13 protein-coding genes are annotated in these 14502 nt (G+C 64.0%); 1 reads left to right on the top strand and 12 read right to left on the bottom strand.

Features of this window, described 5'->3' with window-relative positions; translation table 11 throughout:
• Positions 1-2: 2 nt before the first annotated feature.
• From JYK05_RS18530 to JYK05_RS18580, 11 genes are read right to left on the bottom strand one after another with little or no spacing between them, the layout of a single operon-like run.
• Complete coding sequence (locus JYK05_RS18530) at positions 3-1187, bottom strand: beta-ketoacyl-[acyl-carrier-protein] synthase family protein (RefSeq protein ID WP_206468755.1); 1185 nt, start codon at positions 1185-1187, stop codon at positions 3-5.
• Positions 1184-3598: an MMPL family transporter gene (locus JYK05_RS18535; RefSeq protein WP_206469658.1), complete on the bottom strand. Its 2415-nt coding sequence runs from the start codon at positions 3596-3598 to the stop codon at positions 1184-1186. The genes JYK05_RS18530 and JYK05_RS18535 overlap by 4 nt, the downstream gene beginning before the upstream one ends.
• Positions 3598-4254 carry an outer membrane lipoprotein carrier protein LolA gene (locus tag JYK05_RS18540; protein ID WP_206468757.1) on the bottom strand — a complete coding sequence of 219 codons (657 nt, stop codon included), beginning with the start codon at positions 4252-4254 and terminating at the stop codon, positions 3598-3600. The genes JYK05_RS18535 and JYK05_RS18540 overlap by 1 nt, the downstream gene beginning before the upstream one ends.
• Entirely contained in the window at positions 4251-4691 is a 441-nt protein-coding gene (locus JYK05_RS18545; RefSeq protein ID WP_206468759.1) for a thioesterase family protein, read from the bottom strand. Before JYK05_RS18545 ends, JYK05_RS18540 begins: the two co-directional genes overlap by 4 nt.
• Positions 4675-6435 carry a glycosyltransferase gene (locus tag JYK05_RS18550; RefSeq protein ID WP_206468761.1) on the bottom strand — a complete coding sequence of 587 codons (1761 nt, stop codon included), beginning with the start codon at positions 6433-6435 and terminating at the stop codon, positions 4675-4677. Before JYK05_RS18550 ends, JYK05_RS18545 begins: the two co-directional genes overlap by 17 nt.
• Positions 6432-8123: an AMP-binding protein gene (locus JYK05_RS18555; protein WP_206468763.1), complete on the bottom strand. Its 1692-nt coding sequence runs from the start codon at positions 8121-8123 to the stop codon at positions 6432-6434. Before JYK05_RS18555 ends, JYK05_RS18550 begins: the two co-directional genes overlap by 4 nt.
• Positions 8120-8758, bottom strand: coding sequence for a hypothetical protein (locus JYK05_RS18560; RefSeq protein WP_206468765.1), 639 nt, complete (start codon positions 8756-8758; stop codon positions 8120-8122). Before JYK05_RS18560 ends, JYK05_RS18555 begins: the two co-directional genes overlap by 4 nt.
• Entirely contained in the window at positions 8758-9009 is a 252-nt protein-coding gene (locus JYK05_RS18565) for an acyl carrier protein (protein ID WP_175942480.1), read from the bottom strand. The genes JYK05_RS18560 and JYK05_RS18565 overlap by 1 nt, the downstream gene beginning before the upstream one ends.
• Positions 9010-9011: 2 nt before the next feature.
• Entirely contained in the window at positions 9012-9311 is a 300-nt protein-coding gene (locus JYK05_RS18570) for a phosphopantetheine-binding protein (RefSeq protein WP_206468767.1), read from the bottom strand.
• The gene (locus JYK05_RS18575; protein WP_206468769.1) at positions 9292-10083 is read right to left on the bottom strand and encodes a 1-acyl-sn-glycerol-3-phosphate acyltransferase; all 792 of its coding nucleotides are present in this window, start codon (positions 10081-10083) and stop codon (positions 9292-9294) included. Before JYK05_RS18575 ends, JYK05_RS18570 begins: the two co-directional genes overlap by 20 nt.
• Positions 10070-10771, bottom strand: a complete 702-nt coding sequence (locus tag JYK05_RS18580; protein ID WP_206468770.1) for a beta-ketoacyl synthase chain length factor — start codon at positions 10769-10771, stop codon at positions 10070-10072. Before JYK05_RS18580 ends, JYK05_RS18575 begins: the two co-directional genes overlap by 14 nt.
• A 457-nt stretch (positions 10772-11228) precedes the next feature.
• Between JYK05_RS18580 and JYK05_RS18585 the strand changes: the two genes are divergently transcribed.
• Positions 11229-12128, top strand: a complete 900-nt coding sequence (locus JYK05_RS18585) for a polysaccharide deacetylase family protein (protein ID WP_206468771.1) — start codon at positions 11229-11231, stop codon at positions 12126-12128.
• A gap of 679 nt (positions 12129-12807) precedes the next feature.
• Here JYK05_RS18585 and JYK05_RS18590 read toward each other — a convergent pair.
• Positions 12808-14469, bottom strand: coding sequence for a hypothetical protein (locus tag JYK05_RS18590; protein WP_206468772.1), 1662 nt, complete (start codon positions 14467-14469; stop codon positions 12808-12810).
• Between the last annotated feature and the right edge of the window lie 33 nt (positions 14470-14502).

The raw sequence follows: 14502 nt of genomic DNA on the forward strand, positions 1-14502 counted from the left end.
CGTCAACCTGCGAGAACGAGGCTGACATTGCTGCCGCCAAACGCGAAAGAGTTACTCATGACATGGCGCGTGCCCGCTTCGCGCGAGAGGAAGCGCGTTTCCTGCACGAGATCGAGCGCGGGCAGATCCGCGTCCGCCTCGCCATCCCATCGATGCAGTGGCAAGGGCAAACCGGGGCGCGCGAGCGTGAGCCACGCGAAGCCGAGTTCCGTCGCGCCGGCCGCGCCGAGCAGATGCCCCGTCAGCGGCTTCGTGCCGCTCGTCGGCACGCCTTGCGGAAAGACGCGCGCCATCAAATGCGCTTCCATCTCGTCGTTCTTGCGCGTGGCCGTCGCGTGCAGGTTCACGTAGCCGATATCGGCGGGCGCGACGCCGGCATCAGCGAGCGCCGCGCGCAACGCAATCTCGCCGCCGACACCACGCGGGTCCGGCGCGGAAACATGATGCGCGTCGCTGGATTCCCCCACGCCCGCAAGACGCACGTCGCATTCGTCGCGCGTCATCAGAAACACGGCCGCGCCTTCGCCAATGTTGATGCCGTTGCGATTGCGGCTCATCGGATTGGTGCGTTCGATACTCGTGGACTCGAGCGATTCGAAGCCTTGCAACGTGAGCTCGCACAACGTATCGACACCGCCGACGACCACGGCATCGCAAAGCCCGAGCTGCAACAGTCTGCGCGCCGCGGCAAACGCCTTCGCGCTCGACGTGCATGCCGTCGAAATCGTGAACGCCGGGCCTTGCACGTCGAGCGCGGCGGCGGCGAACGGCGCGGCCGTACCGATCTCCATCTGCCGATAGTCGAAGCGCTCCGGCAGGCGGCCCTTTTCTGCGCGATGCAGGAACGCCTCTTCCGCCGCCGATATTCCCGACGTGCTCGTCCCCAACACGACGCCGATTCGCGCGGAGCCGTAGCGCTCGCGCGCCGCTTCGATCTCGGCGCGGATCTGTTCAAGCGCCGCGAGCAGCAGTCGGTTGTTGCGGCAGTCGAAGCGCGCAAGCGGCCCCGTCGGCGCGATGTCGAGCGAAGTCAGCACGCGGCCGACGAACGCATCGCCGCGGCGCGTCGGCATCGGTCCCATGCCCGGCGATTGCGCCGAGGTCATCGCGGACGCGATCGAATCGACGTCGCCGCCGAGCGCATTGACCATGCCGAGCGCATGCAAATAGACGGATGGCAGCGTCATGCGTGATTTCTCCTTTCGTGCGGCATGCTCATCGGCGCGAGCAGCACCGCGACCAGAATGCCGAGCGCGAGCGTCGCGCCGAAGCTCTTCAACGCAGGCATCGCGCTCATGCCGAGCAGGCCGAACGACAACAGCGTCGTCGCTGCGGAGAGCAGCACGCCCGCCCAGACCGCGCCGAGATCGGCGTCGCTGCGCAGGCATCCTTCGCGCAGGAACACGGCGTAGTTCGCGCCGACGCCGAGCACGAGCATCAGCGCGAGGCAGTTGAACAGATTGAACGGCACGCGGGCGTAGCCGAACGCCGCGAGCGTCACGCCGACGGCGAGCAGCACGGGCAGCGTCGTCGCAATGCCGCCGCGCGGACCATAGCGCATCATCATCAGCGCGAGCACGAGCAGCAGCGCGCCACCGAGCCACATGCCGCTATCGACGCGGTACGCGCCGAAGAGCTTCGAGACGCTCGCCGCCTTGTCGACGAACGTGACGCCCTCGATTGCGCGCGCAACCTCGGTCAGCGCGGGCTCGTTCTTCGGCGTCACGCGGCGCGGCATCACGATGGCAGCGTAACCGCGCTGACCGGCCGCATCGTAAGCGCCGAGCCACAGATGCCGATACGGCTGCGACCACGGCGCGGCGAGCCAGCGCTCGACCGACAGCGGCACTGCGTCCGCACGGCCGAACGAAGCCATCCACGCGTCGGCAACGTCATCGCGGAAGCCGGCGCGCGAAAGCGTCGCGCGCAACGCGGCCGGATCGGCAAACACGTGTTGCGCGATGAGCGCGCGCGCTTGCGCCTGAGCCCGGGCGGACGGCACGAATTGCGTGACCGAGCGCCAGCCGTCGACCGATTGGTCGCTCGTCAGCGCATCGAGCCTTTCGCCGAGCGCTTCCGCGCGTTCCAGCACGGCTTGCTCGGACACACCCCGCACCACGAAGAACTGCGCGGTGTCTTCGACGCCGACTGCCGTGCGCACTTCGTTCTCCTGCGCGACAAGCACGGGATCGCGTTGTATCAGCAGATGGATGTCGTCGTCGCTGGTCAGACGCAGCCAGCCCGGCAGGGCGATCGCCACGAGAACGGCCGCGACGAGCCCCGCGCGCTTGCCACCGATCGCGCCGCGCCACCGTGCAAGCAGCGTCGCGGAGGACGAAAATAGGCGTCGCCGCGCGGCTTTCGGTCCCCGCACGAGCAGCGCGGGCAACAGCGACATCACGGACGCAAACGCGACGCCGATACCGGCCATCGCGAAACACGCGATCTGCTTGAGCGCGGGAAACGGCACCCACGCGAGTATGGCGTAGCCGAGCAGACTGGTAGCGAGCGCCACGGAGAGCGCGGGCCGCACCGATCGCGCGCCCTTTCGTGCATCCCATTCGCGTTGCGCGCCAAGATAAACCACGAAATACTGAATCGAATAATCGACGGCTTCGCCGATCAAGCTCGCGCCGAACACGAGCGTCAGCAAATGAAGCTTGCCGAACACGAGCATGGCGAACGCGAGCGCGCACACGATACCGAGCGCCGTCGACAAAAAGCCGAGCAGCAAGAGCCGCGGCGAGCGGAAGACCCACAGCATGAGAAGCGCGATGCCGCATGCCGAGGCGACGCCGATCAGATGCACTTCGCGTTCTGACGCGCTGCGCGCCGCCTGCGCGTAGAACACGGCGCCGGCTCGCGCGACCGTCGCGTCGGGCCATGCGGCCTTCATGTCTGCCTGGGCCTGCGCCGCCGCCGACAGCACGGCGCGCTGCGTGCGCGATTCATAGGCCGAGCCGCGCAGCGTCGTCACGACGAGTACGCTCGTCATGTCGCCGCGATGCGCGACGAGCAGGTTGTCTTCGAGTTCGAGGCCAGAGGTGGCGAGCGGCAAGTCAGAGAGCCAGTGTTCGAGCCAACCGAAGGGATCGTCGGCGAGCTGCGTCGCGAGCGGTCCGTGCACCGGGTTATAAATGCGCTGCATCAGGGCGTCAGACAGCGCCTGCGCGCCGTTCGTCGCGCTGGCGAGCGCCTCGCGGTCATCGCGGGTCAGAAGCCCGAATCGATACGGCGCATATAGCGCCGCGATCTGCGCGACGTCGAACGGCGGGAGCTCCGCCGTCACGGACGCGAATGCGCCGCTTTCCAGCAGCGCGGCGCCGTAGCGCTTCGCCGCCGCCTTCGCATGGTCCGCATTGCGGCTCGAAATCAGGAACACGGTGCGATCGCCGAGCGCATTGGCGAGTCGATCCACCGCTTGCTCTGCGACCGGATCGGCTTCCGTGGCAGGCAGCAGCGCGAGCAGGTTCGTCTCCAGCGGCGACGGTCCCTGGAAGCGATAGACGCAATACAACGCAGCAACCAGCGCGAGCACGAACCACGCGGCTCGTATGGCGAGAAGCGTCACGCCGCTGCGATGCCCTTCCATCCGCATCACTGCGCTCCCAGCAAGGCAACCTCGGCGGCAGGCAGCCCGTCGAGCGCTTCGTTCTTCGTGAAGTCGATCTGCGTGACGTCTCCGCTTGCCAGATCGATTCTCAAACTCTGCAGGAACGCGCCGCCCTTCATTTGCAGCCCTTTGACGGCCTGCGCGAGTTGCGGCTGATTTGGCTTGAGGTCGAGCGTCCACTGCGACGGCGAGCCTTGCGCGTCCACATCGAATTGCGAGTACAGCGCGGACAGGTCGCCGCCGAGCATGGCGCGCATCATCTTCGACACTTGCGCGACGCCTTGCACGCCTCGGGCGGTCTTGCTGCCGATGCGCTTGCCGTTCGCATCGACTTCGGCGACGCCTGCGTCCGTGATGACGAACGTGGCCTTGTAAGGCGTCAGCACGCGCCAGATCACGCCGCGTTCGCGATAGAACACGAACGTGCCCGTGCTCACGAGCGGTTGCTTCATGGCCGAAAGCGTCTGCGTCTGCGTGAATTGAGCGCGCACGCCCTTGATCTGGCCGAGCCGCGAAGCGACTTGCGAGACCAGCGCCGCATTCTGGCTTGCGCTTTGCGCGGGCGTGGCTGCGTGAAGCGCGCCTGCGTTCGCTGTCAGCAGCAAGGCGATGAGCGTGGCACGCGCACAGCGAAGTTTCATCGACGCGACCATACACGCTCCAGCTTATCGAACACGACGGGCGGCGACACGAACTGCAGCTCCTGCGTGGCCGCGTCGACGGCGACCTGAATCGTATAGCCCTTGGTCAGCCGATCGCCCGTCACGCAATCCACCAGTTCATACGCGATCTTCAGGCGATTCTCGTATTCGAGCAGTTCCGTGCGCACGTCGATGCGCTGCCCGTACCGCGCCGGACGCACGTACTTCAGATGCGCCTCGACGATTGGCCACGCATAGCCGGACGCCAGCATGGCGCCGTAGTCGTATTGGAATGCGCGCAGCAACGCCGCACGCCCGACTTCGAAGTACTTCAGGTAGTGGCCGTGCCAGCACACGTGCATTGCGTCGACATCATGAAACGGCACTTCGACCATCGCGCTCGCGGTGAGCGTCTTCTTGTTATTCAGTTGATCCATGACGCCTGCTTTCGGTGAAACCGGACCCGGGCATCGGTGCGGCTTTGCCGGCACGCGCCCAGAAATCGAAGAAATTGAACCATTGGTACGGCGCCTTGCGGCAATAGTGTTCGAGTCGCGACGCATAGCGCTGCGCCCAAGCCGCGATGTGTTGCGCGCGCTCGCGACGCGGCAACTCGATTCGCTCGGCAAATGTTTCGAAGTACATACGATATCGGCCCGCTTTCTCTCTCAGGCAAAAGAAGAGATACACGGGGCACCCGAGCGCGTGCGCGAGCACATACGGCCCTTGCGCGAACGGCGCGGGCGCGCCGAGGAAATGCGCCTCCGTCGTGCGGCCGGACTCATGCGCCGGCACCCGGTCGCCGACGATCACCAGCAGTTCGCCCGCGTCGATGCGCGCCTGCATCATCATCGCGGTATCGGGGCCGAAGTCGCTCACGTGGATCAGATGCTTCGCGAAGTCGCCATTCGCCGACGACAAGACGCTGTTGAAGCGTCTTGCGTGCTCCGTATAGACGATGGCCGTCACCTTCGCGCGGCCATTGCGCGCGGCGAGCGCGCGCGTCATCTCCAGGTTGCCGAGATGCGCGCCAAGGACGAGCGCGCCACGCCCGCTCGCAATGAGCGCTTCGAAAGGCGCGGGGTCGTCGAAGACGGCGTCGTGATCGGCTATCCGGCCCGACCATGCCGCGAGCTTGTCGAGCCCCGACTGCGCGAACGCGAGCATCTGGCGATACGCAGAGCGCCAGCCGGCACGCGGCGTGCGTTCGCCCGGCGCTGCTTCGGCAAGACGCGTGAAATACTGATGCGAAGCCGCGCGCGCGTCGCGTCCCGTCAGCAGAAAATAGCCGACGACAGGATGCAGCCACAGCCCCGTAAATCGCATGCCGAACACGCGGCAACTGAGCGCGAGCAAGGACATGCCGATGCGGCTGCCGCGCTCCGCGACGCGCCACCAGCCCGGCCCGGCGTGGTCCGCAGTGGTGATGCGCGGCATCAGCTTGTGCGCGAGCAGCATCGGCGAGCGCAGCACCATGCCGCACGCGAGCCGCGTATGGCTCGCGCTGATGCGCACGTTGTCCCACAGCACGTCGAAGTGCGATACGCCGTCGGTCGCATAGACGACACGCGTCGGGATCGAGCGAAACGCAAGGCGTCGCCAGTAGAGACGCACGAGGATCTCAATGTCGAAGTCCATGCGCGTGCCGAGCCGCACCCTGTCGATCAGCGCGCACGCGGCGTCGAGCGGATACAGGCGAAAGCCGCACATCGAATCGCGTATGGTGAACGACAGCGTCTCGATCCACACCCAGACATGCGTCAGATAGCGGCCGTACAAGCGGGATTTCGGGACGCTTTCGTCATAGACCGGGCGGCCCAGAATGACCGCGCCCGGCTCGGCGCGCGCCGCGTCGAGAAAGAGCGGCACGTCGTTCGCGTCGTGCTGGCCGTCGGCGTCGATCTGCAACGCGTGCGTGAAGCCCGCGCGTTTCGCCGCGCGCAGGCCCGCCATCACGGCAGCGCCCTTGCCGCCGTTCACCGGCAGACGCACGAGCGTCATCTCCTTGCGATACCGGCACGCGAGCTTGACGAGCACGGCTTGCGTGGCGGCGTCGCTGCCGTCGTCGACGACGAACATCGGCAAGCCGTGAACGCTCAGGCGCGCGACCGTATCGCCGATGGCGTCCTTGTGGTTGTAGATCGGAATGACGATGCACGCCGCGATATTCGCACCGCTCATGCGTTCTCCCGATACACGATCGCGCCGGACGCGCATTCGCGCCCGTTCATTCGATAAGCGAACTGCACGCGCCGCCGCGTGGCATCGTGCGCGAGCCGCAGTTCGAGCACCGCGCCGGGCGGCACGGGCGCCATGAACTTCAGTCGATCGACGCTCTCCATTGCACGCGCCGCCGCGATATGTTCCGACGCGAGCCGGATCGCCCAGTCGACCTGCACGACGCCGGGCAAAATCGGCAGGCCCGGAAAGTGGCCGGCGAAATGATCGAGCGAAGGCGGCACGCGGAGTTCATAGCGCAACGTATCGCCATCGCGCGATTCCGCGAGCAGCTCGAAGCCTTCTGCGCGCGGGCCGAAGGCCGCCGCGACCGCCTTCACCGGCAGCTTGCCGCGCGCATCGAACGGCAACGCGATGCGAAAGCGCCAGAAACGCGGCAACAGCACGACGTCGAAATAGGCGGCGAGATGACGGCGCAGGATTTTCGCGAGCGCCACGCGACCGATGTCATCGAGCGCGGCGCGGCCTGCGTCGGTTAGCGCGATCACCGCGCCGATGCGCTCACGCGTCGCACCCGCGAGCGGGACTACGCTCGCCGCTGCCACATAGGCATGCAGCGTGAGGCGGGCTTCGAGCTCGGGCAGCGAGACGCGCTTGCCGTCGAGCTTCACGACGCGATCGAGCCGGCCCTCCAGCGTGAAGCGGCCGTTGGCGTCCAGGGCGATGGCGTCGTCCGTGCGATGCCAGTCATCGTGGCCCAGATGCGGCGAGCGCACTTCCAGCGCGCCGTCATCGGCACGCCGCACTGCCACGCTGCTCACAGGACGCCACGCTGGCGTTTCGTTCTGCCTGCGCCATGCGATGCCGCCCGTCTCCGTGCTCCCGTAGATCTCGACAGGCGCATGGCCGAACACGTCAGCGTATCGCAGCGCCGTGTCCGTCGCGAGCGGCCCGCCCGACGAGAAGAACGCACGCGGGGCAGGCGTGAGCGATGCGAAGCCAGCGAGCTCGGTCCAGCGCGCGAGTTGCGCCGGCGACGAGACCATGACCGTCGCGCCGCATCGCTCGATGCGCGTCTGAATGTGCTGCGGCTCGACGCACAGCGCGCGGTCGAAAGCGCGGCCCGCCGCGAGCGGCCACAAGATGCGAAACAGAAGACCGTAGATATGGCGATGCGGCACGCTCGCAAGCATCGTCGCATCGCCGATCAGCGCGCCCCAGTCGCGCTCGAGCGTATGAACTTCGGCGTCGAACTGAGCGAGGGTCTTGTGGATCGGCTTCGGCGCGCCGCTGCTGCCCGACGTGTAGAGCGTGAGCGGGGCACGCGGGTCCACCCGCAGCGCAAGTGCGTCGAGTCCGCGCGTGTCGACCGTTGCAGCGGCTATGTCGGTATCGGTCAGCACGGCGTCGTAGGCGTCGGCGAGATCGGCCAGATAGCCAGGAGCGGAACTCGCGGGAATCACCGGCGTCTTGCCGCATGCGAAGAGCGCGAACAGTGCGCACGCGAAATCGAACGGATCGTCGATCAAGAGCGCATAACGGCGCGCCGGCTCTTCGCGCAATTGCAGCGCGAGCGACGCCACCCGCGCGCGAAATGCGGCATGCGTGATGACCACGTCGGTCGTGTCGTCGCGAGAGACGGGCGTTCGCGCATCGCGTCTTGTCGAGAACAGTTCGTGCAGCGGGATCATGACGCCTCCGCTTCCATGCGCCGCGCGCGCGGAAGAATCACGAGATAACGCCACGCGATCTCAGCTACGAGCAGCACGCCGATCAAGCCATAGGCGATCGCGCCGTTGTACAGCGACCACGCCTCGCGCGACCAGCACAGTGCCGTGTAGAGCGAGAACAAACCGTTGGCCGCGAAGAACGCGCACCAGATCTGCGTGACGCGTCGCGTGTGACGCACGGCTGGTTCGCTCAGATCGGGCGTGCGGATGCGCGCGAATTTTTCGATCATCGACGGACCGCGCACGAGCGTCGAAGCAAATGCAATCAGCAAGCCGAGATTCACGAGAGACGGATAGATATGGAGCAACTGCTCGCTGTCGGTCCAGACGATCGCGGCCGATGCGGCGCTCAACATGAACCCGACCGCCCATTCGACGCGCGTAAGCGTGCGCAGCGAGGCGCCAAGAACGCCCGTGCCCGCGCAGCGCTGCAGCCAGACCAGCACGAACAGCAGGCAGCCGAGATAGCGCGGCGCGTTCCAGAACCAGCCGCACAGAATAGCGGCGGGATACGCGAGCTTGAACGCGACGTTCAGCGCAAGGCCGATATGGCCGCGATGCGCGTCGTCGCCAGTCCGGGCGGTCTGCGGCTGCATCAGTCCTGCGCTGCCAGAAGCGACTCGACAGCGGCGATCACATCGCCCACCGTGCGCACGGACTTGAACTCCTCGGGCTTGATGCGGCGGCCCGTCATCTCCTGCAGCTTGATCGCGAGATCCACGGCATCGATGCTGTCCAGGTCGAGTTCTTCGAACAAATGCGCGGTCGGCGTCACGCGCTCGGGCGCGATGCCGAAGTTCTCTTTGAAGATCGCGCGGATGCGCTCAAGGATTTCGGTGTCGGTCACAATCATTCCCCTCTTGTTGCAGTGTCGTCCGATGCACGCGCAGTCTCGCGCTGGCTTGCGACCAGTTCGGCGAGCGTGTCGATCGAGCGGAAGTGCTCGCGCGTGCGCTCGTCGTTGGCGGCGATCGTCAATTGATAGTGTTTGCGCAGCACGATGCCGATCTCGAGCGCGTCGATGGAGTCGAGACCGACGCCATCGGTGGAAAAGAGCGGCGCATCGTCGGCGATATCGTCGGGCGTCAGGTCTTCGAGATCGAGTGCTTCAATCAGAAGCCGTTTGATTTCAAGCTTTAAAGAATCCATGGTCGATCAGATGCCGGGTAATGTGGGCTTGCAGCGTGTTCGTGAGGGTGCGGGCGGCGAGCGCGGGCGGTTCGTCGCGAGTGACGAGCGTGTCGGCTCCAAGCGGGTCGAGCACGCTCACGCGCATATGGAACGCGCGCTCCGGCACGTCGTGCCAGCGCATGGTTTTGGTGAACGCGGGTGGGTCGCAGTCGATCAGGACGGGCAGGATCGGCGCGCGCGATTGGAGCGCCATGTGCGCGAAACCGCGCGAAAACTCATGCAGCCGATTGCGCGCGGGACTGCGCGTGCCTTCGGGGAAGACGATCATCGTGTAGCCGCGCGCAAGTTGCCGCGCGCCTTCTTCCACGAGTTCGATTGGATCGGCGTTGCTCACGTAGTCCGCCGCCCGCATGACGCCCCAGAAGAAAGGATTGCTCCAGTGCGCGCTCTTCACGACGCAGCATGCGCGCGGCGTGAGTGACAAAAGCACCATGACGTCGAGCCAGGTCGGATGATTGGCGACCACGATCGCGGCGCCCTTCTCTTTGCGATTGAGCGCGTGCGCGCCGCTCACGTCGAGCTTCATCACGCGAACACCGACGAGCACTGCGACGAGCGCGCGAAAGAACGCGTGAATGATCGCGGCGATGATGCGCTGCTTCGACGCGCGATGCGGCCACACCGAAGCAATTGGGAAAACGATCAGTGAGAAGCCGAGTCCGCAGATGCCGAAGGTAGTGAACGCAAGGGCCGTCGCGACAAGGCGCCAGTAATAGTCACACGCCTTCATGCCAATTCCATTGCCAAGTCGACGTCGCGCCGCGCCATTGAACGGGCGCTTTCGCGTCCAGACACTGCCTGACCGCTTCGCTTTGCGTGACGTACTGGGCGCTCGCGAACGCCTTGGTCTGGTCATCGGCGAACCCAGTGCGCACGCATTCGAGCCGCCCGGTTTGCGCGGACGCATCGAGCAAGATCGCGAGCGCGCCGCCCTCCACTTCGTCTTCGATCGTTCCATAGGCCGGATCGGCAGGCTCGTCGGCGTAGACGAGCAGCACCGGCGACGAAGCATCCGTCGCATATTGCGCATGGGCTTCCAGCAACGCGTAGCCGAGCGTCTGCGCACCCGCCGACACCGCACTCGCCGGCGCGCGGTCGCCGCGCTCGATGCCGAATACGCCGGTCATCGCGTTGAGAACGGAAAGGCTGAAGGAAGTCGGCGAGACGGGTTCGCCTGCGCTGATATCGCAGAGGATGCTTGTGGTGCGCCGCAGTTCGCCGTGACGCGACGCGAATACGACACGCACCGTCGGCAGCGCCGATGCGCAATCGAAGGCAACCTTGAGCGCAGCCCGCGATAGCGCACTGAGCCGGCGCCGCGCCATCGGCGCGACAAAGCTCACGTCAGGAGCGACGGTCGCGTTGGCAGGCCAAAAGGACCAGCGCGCAACCGGAATAGTCCAGTGCAGATCGGGCATATCGGTATTTGCGCGTTGAGAACAATCAGCATCGGGGCGAAATAGCCGACCCGATCATTCGTTAGTAAGCGAGTGAAGTAATTAAGTGATCCGTCCAATTAACGGCACGACGCAGCGACTATTTAGCGTCTCGACGCAGAAATCTTGCGGGCGCGCGCGGTATCGCTGGCGTGGGGCGCAAATGATACCGACGTTATGGTCGACGGGAAAAGGGAAAGTGCGCAGTTCTTGCCGGTTCGTCTCATCGACGCGACGGACATTCGACGAGACTTGCACCGCGCGCGACACATCTATCTTCAGAGGCGGTAAGGGATGCCTTCGCGCAGGAATTCGTCGACAATTTCTCTGTTCTGTGCGTCACCGAGTGCAGGCGCGCGTGATATCGTTCGCCGCTTGACTGAATTTGACACCTCGGCCAGACGGACCTCTGACCGACGTGCCGCAGGCTGCATACAAGATGAGGCAAATGATTTCGCGGCCGCCTGCCGGCGCGCCAAGACGCTGGCCGCGCACAGGCTATCCACCGTTGTACGTCGCGACCTTCGCCTGGCACGGCGTCGCGCTGGCCGGATGGCTGCTGCGGCCTTCGGCGTGGCTCTGGTGGCTCGCGGGCGTGCTCGCGAGTCATATCGTCGTGGTTTCGATTGGGCTGTGGCCGCGCTCGACCCTGCTCGGCCGGAACTGGACCCGCCTGCCCAACACGCCCTCCAACGCAGATGCCGTCGCCCTCACGATCGACGACGGTCCCGATCCGGTCGTGACGCCGAAGATTCTGGACATCCTGGAACGGCATTGCGTGCGCGCGACGTTCTTCTGCATCGGAAGACGCGCGGCGGAGCATCCGGCACTCGTGCGCGAGATCGTCGCGCGAGGCCACGCGGTCGAGAATCACACGCATAGGCACGTGCACACGTTCTCGGTCACGTGGCCGTTCTGGCTCACGAAGGAAATCGCCGCCGCGCAACGGACGCTCGAGGCGCTGACGGGCGAGCGGCCCATGTTCTTTCGCGCGCCAGCCGGGCTACGGAATCTCTTTCTCGACCCGGTGCTGCAACGGCTGGACCTTCAACTCGCGGCATGGACACGGCGAGGGTTTGATACGCGCGAATGCGACGCTGATCGCGTGTTCGAGCGACTGGTGGATGGACTCGCCGCGCGCGACATTCTCCTGATCCACGACGCCGGCGCGGCGTTGACATCGACGGGCGAACCGGTGGTGCTGGCGGTGCTGCCTCGGCTCATTGAAAGCGTTCGGTCGTCGGGACTGCGCTTCGTGACCTTGCGCGATGCGCGCGACGAACGGGCACCGTCTTCCTCCGGGGGTCGAACGCTCAGTGGGCATCACGACGGCGTTTGACTGGTCGTCATGCAGCATGGCAGACCGTGTCGACAACTGCATAGATGTCGGCTTGACTCGCAACGCCTGCATCTCTACCCGCCACGCTTGAAACAGAAGGGATAAGATGAGCCGCCCACTGCTCTTAATTGGGTTTGAGCCGGCTCGACTGATCGAGCGCCTCCCAGAACAACTGGTCGGCCCATCGGCAAACGCCATACCGGAGCGATCAACCGACGCGCTCGAGAAGTGATGACTCCGCCGGTTATGTAGATGTTGTCCTGGACCACCGCGGCATATGCCCCGACGCGAACGGTCGTCGATGCGTCGACTGATACGCGGCATCCAGCACCTGCGCCTGCGGTTACTGCAGGTCGCAGCACTACTGCATGAGCATGCTACGAAGCTGCGCGAGCTTGGCCTCGCTCACGTTCGCGATCAACATCGCTCGTTTCAGGAAGCCTAAGGTGTTCGACCTTGCGGAGATACGACGTGTGGGTACGATCGACGATGCACCAAGCAACCCGTGCCCGGATCTCTTGCAGCGGTAGAGCAGAATCTCCACCCATACACCGATCGCAGATCGCAGCGAGCGAGGTTGCATTGCCGCTAGAGCGCTAGGCTGCGAAGACACAAGCACGTCGCTTCGCCAAGTCAGCCTGCCATGGCAGCATTTTAGCTAACCTCGCTAAATTGGACGTCAACGTAGGCGTCGCCGCCTGAATGGACTACCTGATCGCAGAACTGACGAGCCGGTGCCCGGTGCAAGGCTAACTCGCGTTTCACCAGGCTCGACGTGTGAAGGAAAGATTGCATGAACCAATCGATCGATGAACTCGAAAAATTTGTCTGATGCGTATCCCGCAATGAATGCAATGGCGAGAGGAGAAATGTCGGTTCCCGCCTGCAGGAGATTGCTGAACAAGCCTATGGAAATCCCAACGATAACCGCTGTGGTCACATGCGATCGATTGTCAACTTTCGAATATTCAGGATGAAACAGAGAGGCCGTTGTATCTGCTCTCAGCCGACGCAGAATGGACGCGCATGCGCCAAGCCATGCATAAAGAATGGGAAGAATAAAGCCAGTAACGGAAGCAACCGTCACGAGAATGATATCCCTGGCATATGTCGCCATTGCCCTCACATCTTGGTATACGGCGATTTTCTGGAAACCATGGTTGATTGCGTCCTGCGGGATCATCTTTTTTTTGTTCGCCGTTTCCCCTAGAGCGAAGATCGGCAGATCAATCTCTAACGCGTGACGGATTGAGACTGCCGAGCATTGCCAGCCTCCTGAAGGCGGTAGAGCGAAGCCGTATGTGGGGCTTACGAATTGGACCCCAACCGCCCGCACCGGCCGTTCCACCATCTGCACCGGCAGTCCGGCCGTCTGCACCGGCACTTCACTCGCTGGACAATTCTCGCCGTAGCGACTATCGACACCGCCCCAGTCTTCGCCCCAATGTTTCCCAAGCAATAAACGTCCGACGCCGTTCGGTATGCGGAAAATGAAATGTGTGATCGCTCGCGTTCTCGTGACATCGGAAAACAGTTGGCGGTTGTTTGTCGCGAAAGTTTGCAGGCTTTCTTTGATTACGACAGCGTCCGGGGAATTTTGCATTTGGACCAAGGCATCCACAGTGGCGGTCTCGTTAGCCTTGTCGATCGCCGCCGCGTAGATCTGAAGCTGATTATGCATCGACACGGCCAGAGGATCGTTTCTTTTTATCACTTCAGAAATGTCGTCTGATATCTGCTTAATGATGAACATCAAGCAGGAAACGAGCAATACGGCGAATGTCAGAACCAAGGCAGCGATTGAATAGTTGCGGATCGCAATCCTCGCTCCTTGTCTTGCTTCCGAGCTTGCTGTCTCGGCTGCTACGGGTGCAACGGACTTGGAGATTCTTGCCATTGAATCATAAAAGCGAGTTTCGACGCCATGGTGCCACTCGAGCGTGCGCTGGGCAGCCCGGGCCTGTGTGAAAGCCTCCAGGTCGCTCTTGTCTAGCGTCTTACCCGTCCGGGCAGCATGCGACACCACCTCCGAACATAGCTGAACGTCGTTGGACACCCGCTGACTTGGGTAGGGAACGACCGACACGATCCTCGCCATCGCGCAATAAAACTCGGCTTGCGCTGCCACCGTCAACCGTCCGGCCCTGAGTTGACTCTGTACATTCTGTATGGCCTGCAAGTCGCCGGCAGCTAGCTCGATTCCGGCACTTGCTCCTAGAGATATTAGTTGCTCGCACTTAGCAAAGTCTTTTTCGACACGTGAGGAATCCCTTACAATCTTCCCCTCGTCGCCGCTTGCGTCTTCAGGGTTTCCCTCGCCATCGTTCGTTTCAACGTTCACGATCGCTCTCCACGTCTTATCCGTACACCGGTT

The sequence above is a fragment of the Caballeronia sp. M1242 genome, from assembly GCF_017220215.1.
Classification (GTDB): domain Bacteria; phylum Pseudomonadota; class Gammaproteobacteria; order Burkholderiales; family Burkholderiaceae; genus Caballeronia.

Bases quoted from the DNA above. Each gene is read 5' to 3' on its own strand.
- JYK05_RS18530 (WP_206468755.1), bottom strand. From the start codon at position 1,187: ATGACGCTGCCATCCGTCTATTTGCATGCGCTCGGCATGGTCAATGCG.
- JYK05_RS18535 (WP_206469658.1), bottom strand. From the start codon at position 3,598: ATGCGGATGGAAGGGCATCGCAGCGGCGTGACGCTTCTCGCCATACGA.
- JYK05_RS18540 (WP_206468757.1), bottom strand. From the start codon at position 4,254: ATGAAACTTCGCTGTGCGCGTGCCACGCTCATCGCCTTGCTGCTGACA.
- JYK05_RS18545 (WP_206468759.1), bottom strand. From the start codon at position 4,691: ATGGATCAACTGAATAACAAGAAGACGCTCACCGCGAGCGCGATGGTC.
- JYK05_RS18550 (WP_206468761.1), bottom strand. From the start codon at position 6,435: ATGAGCGGTGCGAATATCGCGGCGTGCATCGTCATTCCGATCTACAAC.
- JYK05_RS18555 (WP_206468763.1), bottom strand. From the start codon at position 8,123: ATGATCCCGCTGCACGAACTGTTCTCGACAAGACGCGATGCGCGAACG.
- JYK05_RS18560 (WP_206468765.1), bottom strand. From the start codon at position 8,758: ATGCAGCCGCAGACCGCCCGGACTGGCGACGACGCGCATCGCGGCCAT.
- JYK05_RS18570 (WP_206468767.1), bottom strand. From the start codon at position 9,311: ATGGATTCTTTAAAGCTTGAAATCAAACGGCTTCTGATTGAAGCACTC.
- JYK05_RS18575 (WP_206468769.1), bottom strand. From the start codon at position 10,083: ATGAAGGCGTGTGACTATTACTGGCGCCTTGTCGCGACGGCCCTTGCG.
- JYK05_RS18580 (WP_206468770.1), bottom strand. From the start codon at position 10,771: ATGCCCGATCTGCACTGGACTATTCCGGTTGCGCGCTGGTCCTTTTGG.
- JYK05_RS18585 (WP_206468771.1), top strand. From the start codon at position 11,229: ATGAGGCAAATGATTTCGCGGCCGCCTGCCGGCGCGCCAAGACGCTGG.